Origin of the sequence: Streptomyces sp. NRRL S-31 (assembly GCF_000718775.1) — a bacterium.
In the GTDB taxonomy this organism is placed as follows: domain Bacteria; phylum Actinomycetota; class Actinomycetes; order Streptomycetales; family Streptomycetaceae; genus Streptomyces.
In genome coordinates this window covers 1-8,630 of sequence record NZ_JOCB01000168.1, presented here as the reverse complement: position 1 = coordinate 8,630, position 8,630 = coordinate 1, and the positions used below count along the sequence as shown (strand labels likewise).

The following is an 8,630-nucleotide window of genomic DNA, read 5'->3' as shown; positions in this document are numbered from 1 at the left end:
ACCCCTGCTGGGGACGGGTGAGGTGCAGCGCCGCCTCGCGACCGGCTCCACCGGCTCCACTGGTTCCCCCGACTCCACCGGCTCCACCGGCTCGACGGGGGGCGCGCGGCGGCCTGGGCGCGCCGCTGCCCGCACTGCCGCCGAGCGCCGGACTGCCGAGCGCCGGATCGCCGGGTGCCACGGTGTCGGGCCGGGACGGCCGACGCACCCCGGTAGGACAGGACCGCGGAACCGCGGCCGTTCCGGCACCGCCCACGGCGGACCCCTGCTGGGGACGGGTGAGGTGCAGCGCCGCCTCGCGACCGGCTCCACCGGCTCCACTGGTTCCCCCGACTCCACCGGCTCCACCGGCTCGACGGGTGCCGCGCGGCCCGCCCCCGCGCACTCGACGGACGGACCCGCGACGCCGCTGGTGACGCCGTCGACGGCCACCGCGGCCCAGGGCCCGGCAGAGGCCGTGCGCGAGACGGGCGTGGGCGGGACAGGACACGCACGCCGGACCGGCACGGCGTCCGGCGGCAGGCAGGTTTCGGGCGGGCAGGACTCCGGCGGGCAGCGGCACCTGGACCCCGCTGCCTCGGTCCCGGTCGTCGTCGCCCGGTCCGTGACCGGCGGCACCCCCGGAGCCCCGGGCGCGCGGTCCACCGGCCCGTCGGGCCCGGCAGGCCCGTCCAGCCCGTCCAGCCCGTCCAGCCCGTCCAGCCCGTCCAGCCCGTCCAGCCCGTCCAGCCCGTCCAGCCCGTCCGGCCCGTCCGGCCCGTCCACTCCCACCGCGACCCGCGCCACGGCGCGCTCCGCGCCGACGGCGCCCCGCACGCTCTCCCTGCTCGCCGCGCGACCGCTCGTCCTGAACACCCGGCTCCCGGAAGGGGCGGCGCCCGCCGCCGTCCGCTCCGGCGGCCGACCCGTGGTGGCGGCACGCTGGCCCGGCACACCGGCCGCCACCCGCTCCGCCCCGGCACAGCCGAACCTCGCCCCTTCCGGGGCACGGACCGCCACCCCTCCCGGCGGACCGGCGACCACTCCTTCCGGCACACGGAGCGCCGCGCCCTCCGGCACACGGAGCGCCGCGCCCTCCGGCACACGGAGCGCCGCCCCCTCCGGCACACGGAGCGCCGCCCCCTCCGGCGGGCCGGTCGCCTCCTCGTACGCCCCCGCGCCGTCAGTGCCATCCGCCTCGGCGGCGCCGAGCGTCCAGCGGGCCGCAGCCGTCCGCCCCGGACCGCGGTTGCCGGGCGTACCGACGGGGGCACCGGGAGCGCCGGGGGTGCCACGGATCCCGACCACGGGCGACACGGCGCCCGTTCAGCGCGTCCCGGTCGTCCGTCCCGTACCGCCCCGTCCGCAGACGCCGGGCTCCGGGACGTCCGCCCCGTCCGCCGCCGGACCGGCGGGCCCCCTGCCGGTGACCGCCCCGCAGGCGCCGCCGCTCACGGACCGCCCCTCGGCCACGTCGGCGCCGGCACCGGAGGGGTCCGTACCCGTGGTGCGGCTGAAGAAGGCCGCGCCGGGCGGTACGACCGGCGGTGCGGCGCCCCGGGTGCAGCGCACCGGTGCCGGCTCCGGCTCCGGCTCCGGCTCCGGTGACGGTGTGCGTTCCGGAGGGCCGGCCAAGGGGGTGCCGGCGCGTGACCGCCCGCGGCCGGCGTCCGGGTCGGCCTCCCGGTCCGCCACCGGCAAGGGCGCGTCCCGGCACACCGGTCCACCGCAGGATCCCGGCCCCGTCCCCGACCTGGACGACCTGGCACGCCGTCTGATCGACCCGGTGGCCCGGCTGCTGCGCGCGGAACTGCGCCGTGGCCGGGAGCGCACGGGCCGCCCCCACGACGGACGCCGCTGACGCCGGCGCCACGGGACGGACGAGACCGGCGAACGGACGAGACCGGCGAACGGACGACGAGGCCAGGCAAGGGCCGAGGCAGCAAGGGACGAGGTCAGGGAACGGATGACGGACGAATGACGGACAGCATCTTCGCGACGAGCGTGTTCTTCCGGCTCGCGATCGGAGGCAACGACCTGGGCGCCTTCCACACCTGCTCGGGCATGGGCGCCGAGGTCGAGGTGGAGAGCTACGCCGAGGGCGGCAACAACGGCTTCACCTGGCAGCTCCCCGGCCGCGTGACCTGGTCGAACATCACGCTCACCCGGCCGGTCACCGCCGACACGGCGAAGATCGGCCGCTGGCTCGACGAGACGCTGAAGCGGGTGGAACCCAAGGACGGCGAGATCGTGGCGCTGAAACCGGACCTGACCCCGATCATCAGCTGGCAGGTGTTCGGGATCGTCCCGGTGCGCTGGCAGGGGCCTTCGTTCGACCCGGCCAGCTCCGAGCCGGCGGTGGAGACCCTGGAGATCGCCCACGAGGGCCTGCGCCCGTCCTGATCCCGATCCGCCCCGGCCCATCAACGGACCGTCCCCGAACCGCCCCCGCCAACCGTCCCGCCACTGTGACCGCTCCCGGAAAGGAGGCCCCGGCATGTCCTCGGCGATCCGCGCCAGCCGGGCCAGGGCCCAGCTGACCCTGAAAGAGCCCCCCGCCTCGGTCGGTGCGAAGCCCGGCGGGACGATCGAGACGCTCGACCTCCAGTTCAACCCCTCCACCCTGGAACTGCGCAAGACCACCGAGTGGCGGCGCACCCCGTCCCGGATGGCGGGGCAGTCGGCGCTGCCCGAGTTCGTCGGCAGCGGCCCGCGCGAGCTGAGCCTGGAGGTGTTCCTGGACGCCACCGCCACCCACGACGACTCCGTGGAGCAGGCGGTGGAGAAGCTGATGAAGGCGTGCGTGCCGACCCCGGTCAGCCTGGGCCGGAAGAAGCCGGCCAGCCCCTGGGTCCGGTTCGAGTGGGGCACCGCGCGGACGACCTCGTTCGACGGGGTGCTCTCCAGCCTGTCGGTCACGTACACCCTGTTCGACGTGGACGGCACGCCCCTGCGGGCCACCTGCGCGCTGTCGATCGAGGAGGCGAGCGTCGACCCGCCGGGCCAGAACCCGACGTCCGGCGCGCGGGCCGCCCGCAGCACGCACACCGTGGTGGCGGGCGACAGCCTCGCCCTGCTGGCCTGGCGGGAGTACGGCGACGCGACGGCCTGGCGGGTCATCGCGGAGGCCAACGGAATCGACGACCCGATGGCGCTCGTACCCGGCACCGAACTGGTGGTGCCGGGGCTGCGGGACGCGGGCGGTGAGGAGGAGCGGTGACCACACCCGAGGCACGGGGCGGCCGGTCGTTCGCGGCGGACCCGATCGTCGAGACCCCCGGCGAACTCCCGCCCATCTGGGCCGCCCAGCTGGTGAGCTGCGTGGTGGACGAGAGCGTGGGCCTGCCGGACGCGGCCCAGCTCACCTTCCGCGACCCCGACCACGAGTTGCTGCGGGCGGTCGGCATCACCATCGGCACCCCGCTCAGGGTGTCGGTGGTGACCGTCTCCGGGCAGGCCCGCGAGCGGCTGTTCGACGGCGAGGTGACGGCCCTGGAGGTGGACCGGGACCGCACGGGCTCGTTCACCGTGGTGCGCGCCTTCTCCAAGGCGCACCGCCTCCAGCGGGGCCGCAAGGTGGTCGCGTACCGGGACATGACGGCGGAGGCGATCGTCCGCAAGGTGGCCGCCGGTGCCGGGCTGGACTGCGGGACCGTGGAGGCCGCACCGGTCACCTACCGGCAGCTCTCGCAGGCGAACGTCTCCGACTGGGACTTCCTCCAGTACCTGGCGGCCGAGAGCGGCGCGCAGGTGCGCGTCGACGACAAGGGGCTGCTCCAGTTCACCCGGCCGACGAAGGCGTCCGGGGCACCCGCGCCGTGGACCCCGGCCACCCGGAACCCGATGGTGCTGGAGTACGGCCGGAACCTGCTGGCGCTGCGGGCCGCGCTGTCGGCCGCGGACGGCGCGGCACAGGTCGAGGTGCGCGGCTGGGACGTCACCACGAAGCGGCCCCTGGTGGCCCGGCACCCTTCCGTCGAGAGCGACACGGTGGTGCCGGGCCTGAGCCCGGCGTTCGCCGCCCGGTTCGGCAGGTCGTCGAAGCTGACCGTCACGGACACCCCGTACCGCACCCAGGCGGAGACGACGGCGGTCGCGGAGGCCACGGCCGCCCAGGTCAGCGCGGGGTTCGGAGAGCTGGAGGCGGTGGCCGAGGGCAATCCGCGGCTGCGGGCGGGCAAACCGGTGGCGCTCGGCAACGTCGGGCCGGCGTTCTCGGGCAAGTACACGGCGACCGCCGTGCAGCACGTGCTGGAGCCGCACGGCGGCTACCGGACGACGGTGTGGGTGAGCGCCAGCCCGGACCGCTCGCTGACGGGCCTGGTGACCGGAGCCAACGCGCCGAGCCGCGGGCCGCGCATGCCCGGGCTGGCGATCGGCGTGGTGACGGACGTACGGGAGCCGGGCGGCGCGGAGAGCGGCGCGGTGAAGCTGAAGTTCCCCTGGCTGGACGACACGTACACCACCGACTGGGTGCGCTCCGTGCAGTGGGGCGGCAAGGGCGGTGGCGGCGTGGTGAGCCCCGAGGTCAACGACGAGGTCCTGGTCGGTTTCGAACAGGGCCTGCTGGACAGCCCGTACGTGATCGGCGGGCTGTACAACGGCGTGGACCACCCGTCACCCCATGACGTACCGCTGATCGACTCGACCACCGGCAGGGTCAACCGCCGCTCCTTCGTGTCCCGTTCGGGGCACCGGGTGGAGCTGCTGGACGCGCGGGCACCGGGTCCGTCCGGCCTCCGGCTCCGGACCGGCGACCAGCGCCTGGAGGTCTTCCTGGACGACCGGCGGGACCGGATCGAACTGACCGTGTACTCCGGGAGGGGCCGGCAGCCGCTCAGCTCCGTCGTACTCGACAGGAAGGGCATCACCCTGGACGCGGGCCGGGGCGACGTGAGCGTGTCGGGCCGCAACGTGGACATCCAGGGCCGGGTCGACGTGAAGATCGGCGGCCGTACGGTGCGCGTCAACGGCAGCTCGGAGGTCAACGTCGACGGCGGCCGGCTGGGCATCCTGAAGGCCGGGGAGATCCGCATCAACTGACGCCCGACGCCCGACGCCCGACGCCCGACGCGTGACGCCTGACGCCCGACTCCCTGACTTCTGGCCCCCGTCCCTGACTTCCGTCCCTGGACCCCGTCCCTGACCCCCGACCCTGACGACCCTGACCACCGTCCCCGTTCTCCGACTTCCGCGACTTCCCGAGGAGCAAGCCATGCCGGCCGCAGCCCGTAGCGGTGACCCCACCGACCACGGCGGCGTGATCGCCACCCCGCCGCCCGGCGCCGCCGCGGCCGTGGCCCGCGTGCTGATCGGCGGCAAGCCCGCCGCCGTCGTCGGCAGCCTGCACACCTGCCCGGTGCCGCCGCACGCGGCCACCGGCCCGGCCAACGTGATCCTGCCCAACCCGGCCGGGATCGCCACGGGCAGGGTCCTCATCGGCGGACTGCCGGCCGCGCGGGCACGCGACAAGACGGCGTGCGGCGCGACGATCCTCACCGGCGCCCCGAACGTCCTGATCGGAGGCTTGTGATGAGCGAGCGGTTCATCGGGCGCGGCTGGGCGTTCCCGATGCGGGTCGGGCCGACCGGCGGGATCGCCATGGTCGAACGGGAACGGGAGATCGAGGAGGCGATCCGCCTGGTGCTGGGCACCGCGCCCGGCGAACGCCCCATGCGCCCCGAGTTCGGCTGCGGCATCCACGAGTACGTCTTCGCCCCCGGCGACGGCGCCACCGCCGGCCGCATCGCGCAGCAGGTGCGCGAGGCCCTCGAACGGTGGGAGCCGCGCGTCGCGGTGGAAGACGTGGTGGTCGCCTTCGACGCGGTGGAGGACGGAACCCTCTACATCGACGTGCACTACACGGTGCGCTCCACCAACGACCGGCGCAACCTGGTGTTCCCCTTCTACACGATCCCCTCCGAGGAGGGGGCCGAGGAAGTGGTCGCGGACTGATGGCCCTGCCCTCCCCGAACCTGGACGACCGGCGGTTCCAGCAACTCGTCGACGAGGCGAAGCGGTACGTGCAGCAGCGCGCCCCGGAGTGGACCGACCACAACGTCTCCGACCCCGGCGTCACCCTGATCGAGACCTTCGCCTACCTCGTGGACCAGTTGCTGTACCGGCTGAACCGGGTCCCGGACAAGAACTACACCGCCTTCCTCGACCTGCTCGGCATCCGTCTGTTCCCGCCCGCCGCGGCCGGCGCCGAGGTCGACTTCTGGCTGTCGGCGCCGCAGCCCGACACGGTGGTGCTGCCCGCGGGCACCGAGGTGACCACCACACCCGGAGAGGCCGACGAGACCGTGGTGTTCACGACCACGGACTCCCTGCACATCCTGCCCAGCGAGCTGACGCGGCTGGTGACAGCCCACCGGGGCGGCGAGCAGACCGACCGGACCGGGACGCTCGCCGAGGGCCGTGACATCCCCTGCTTCCAGGCCGCGCCGGAGCCGGGGGACGCGCTGCTGTTCGGCCTGCCGACGGCGGTGCCCCGGTGCATCGTCGCGGTACGCCTGGACAGCCGGGTGGAGGGCGTCGGCGTGGACCCGCGCCAGCCCCCGCTCGTGTGGGAGGCGTGGGACGGCGGCGGCTGGCGGGTGTGCGAGACCGGCACGGACACCACCGGCGGGCTCAACCGGCCGGGCGAGGTCGTCGTGTACGTACCGGCCGGGCACACGGCGTCGGTGATCGGCGGGACGCGGGCCGGCTGGCTGCGCTGCCGCGTCACCGAACCGGAGCCGGGCCAGCCGTTCTACTCGGAGTCCCCGACCGTGCGCGAGGCGGCGGTGTTCACCGTGGGCGGCACCATGCCCGTCGAGCACGCCGAGACCGTGACCGACGTACCGCTCGGCACCTCGGAGGGCGTGGCCGGGCAGACGTTCCGGCTCGGCCGCCCGCCCGTGCTCCTGGACGGCGAGCCCCCGGTGGTGGAGGTGTCCTCGGCCGACGGCTGGCAGCGCTGGGACCTGGTCGAGCACTTCGGCCGCTCCGGGCCCGCCGACCGGCACGTCCGGGTGGACGCCACCACCGGCGAGTTCGCCTTCCCACCGGCCCTGCGTGAACCGGACGGCACACTGCGGCAGTGCGGCGCCGTGCCGCCCAAGGGCGCCCAGGTGCGGGTGGCCCGCTACCGCACCGGCGGCGGCCCGGCCGGCAACGTGGCCCGCGGCGCCATCTCGGTGCTGCGCAGCTCCGTCCCGTACGTCGCCCGGGTCACCAACCGGGAGGCGGCGCGCGGCGGGGTCGCCGGGGAGACCGTCGAGAACGCCAAGCTGCGGGCACCGGAGGCGCTGCGGATGCAGGAGCGCGCGGTGACCGCCGAGGACTACGAGATCATCAGCCGCCAGGCGGCGCCCTCGGTGCGCCGGGTCCGCTGCCTGCCCGCCACGGAGGGCGCGGTACGGGTGCTGGTGGTGCCGGACGCGGTGGCCGACGAGGGCGACGACCGGCTCCGCTTCGAGCAGCTGATCCCCTCCGACCAGGTCCTGCGGACGATCACCGCGAGCCTCGACGAGCGGCGCCTGATCGGTACCCGCCTGGTGGTGGAGCCGCCGGTCTACCAGGGCGTCACCGTGGTGGCCCGGCTCGCCGCGGCGCCGGGCGACGTCGACCGGGTGCGCGACGCGGCGCTCGCCGCGCTGTTCCGGCACCTCAACCCGCTGCACGGCGGCCCGGACGGCACGGGATGGCCGTTCGGGCGGCCGGTGCAGTACGGGGAGGTGTTCGGCGTGCTGCAACGCGCCGCGGGCAAGGCGCTCGTGGAGGACATCCGGCTGTTCCCGGCCGATCCGATCACCGGCCGGCGCGGCGCCCCGACGGACCGCATCGACGTGTCCCCGGGTGCCCTGGTCTTCTCGTACCAGCACCAGGTGGTCGTCACACCCGTCGAACCGGAGGTACGGGGATGAGCCGCGCCGCCGTACCCGGCCTGCCGAGCAGGTACCCGATCGGCGAACAACTGCCGGCCCTGTACGCCGACGACGACTTCGCGCAGCGGTTCACCGCCGGCCTGGACACCGTTCTCGCCCCAGTGTTCCTGACCCTGGACAACCTGTCCTCCTACCTCGACCCCCGGGTGGCGCCGGCCGACTTCCTGGCCTGGCTGGCGTCATGGGTGGGCGTCGCCGACGACCCGTCCCGACCGGACGGAGCGCGCCGGGAGGCGGTCGTCCGCGCGGTGGAGCTGCACCGGTGGCGCGGCACCCGGCGCGGTCTGGTGGACGGCCTGCGGCTCGCGCTCGGCGTGCACGCCGAGGTGACCGGGGACGGCGGCGCGGTCTGGTCGAACATCCCCGGTGCCGAGCCGCCGCCGGAGCCCGCCACCGGGCCCCTGGTCCGGGTGTGGCCGGACCACGGGAGCCGGGTCGACCCGGACAGGGTCCACGAGATCGTCCGGGCCATGTGCCCGGCACACACCGTCTGCCGGGTGGAGATCCTGCCCGGCCCACCCGCCGGCGAAGGGAGGTGACGCCATGCGCGCGTGTCCCTCGTGCGGGGCGTCCAACGGCCTGACGGACGACTTCTGCGGCAACTGCGGCGCGTACCTGGGCTGGTCGGACACCAGACCGGCCCCGGCCGCACCGCAGGACCCCGAACCCACCCCACCCCCCGCGACCCCCGACCCGGCCCCGACACAGGCCCCCACCCCC

7 protein-coding genes and 1 pseudogene are annotated in these 8,630 nt (G+C 75.4%); all 8 read left to right on the top strand.

The features are described 5' to 3' along the window. Positions 1-1,840 (top strand): annotated as a pseudogene (locus tag IF37_RS0137405) (hypothetical protein); the annotation flags it as partial. Positions 1,841-1,956: 116 nt separating this feature from the next. Continuing rightward, complete coding sequence (locus tag IF37_RS0137400) at positions 1,957-2,382, top strand: phage tail protein (protein ID WP_030753798.1); 426 nt, start codon at positions 1,957-1,959, stop codon at positions 2,380-2,382. Between the two features lie 94 nt (positions 2,383-2,476). Then, positions 2,477-3,199 (top strand): LysM peptidoglycan-binding domain-containing protein, encoded by a 723-nt coding sequence (locus tag IF37_RS0137395; protein ID WP_030753795.1) that lies wholly within the window; start codon positions 2,477-2,479, stop codon positions 3,197-3,199. Then, positions 3,196-5,022, top strand: coding sequence for a VgrG-related protein (locus tag IF37_RS0137390; protein WP_030753791.1), 1,827 nt, complete (start codon positions 3,196-3,198; stop codon positions 5,020-5,022). The genes IF37_RS0137395 and IF37_RS0137390 overlap by 4 nt, the downstream gene beginning before the upstream one ends. Before the next feature lie 172 nt (positions 5,023-5,194). Beyond that, the gene (locus tag IF37_RS0137385) at positions 5,195-5,512 is read left to right on the top strand and encodes a PAAR domain-containing protein (RefSeq protein WP_030753788.1); all 318 of its coding nucleotides are present in this window, start codon (positions 5,195-5,197) and stop codon (positions 5,510-5,512) included. Further along, positions 5,512-5,934, top strand: coding sequence for a GPW/gp25 family protein (locus IF37_RS0137380; RefSeq protein ID WP_030753786.1), 423 nt, complete (start codon positions 5,512-5,514; stop codon positions 5,932-5,934). Before IF37_RS0137385 ends, IF37_RS0137380 begins: the two co-directional genes overlap by 1 nt. Beyond that, entirely contained in the window at positions 5,934-7,889 is a 1,956-nt protein-coding gene (locus tag IF37_RS0137375; protein ID WP_030753784.1) for a putative baseplate assembly protein, read from the top strand. Before IF37_RS0137380 ends, IF37_RS0137375 begins: the two co-directional genes overlap by 1 nt. Next, a complete protein-coding gene (locus IF37_RS0137370; protein ID WP_030753782.1) occupies positions 7,886-8,449 on the top strand; it encodes a phage tail protein in 564 nt (187 codons plus the stop codon). The genes IF37_RS0137375 and IF37_RS0137370 overlap by 4 nt, the downstream gene beginning before the upstream one ends. Positions 8,450-8,630: the final 181 nt, after the last annotated feature.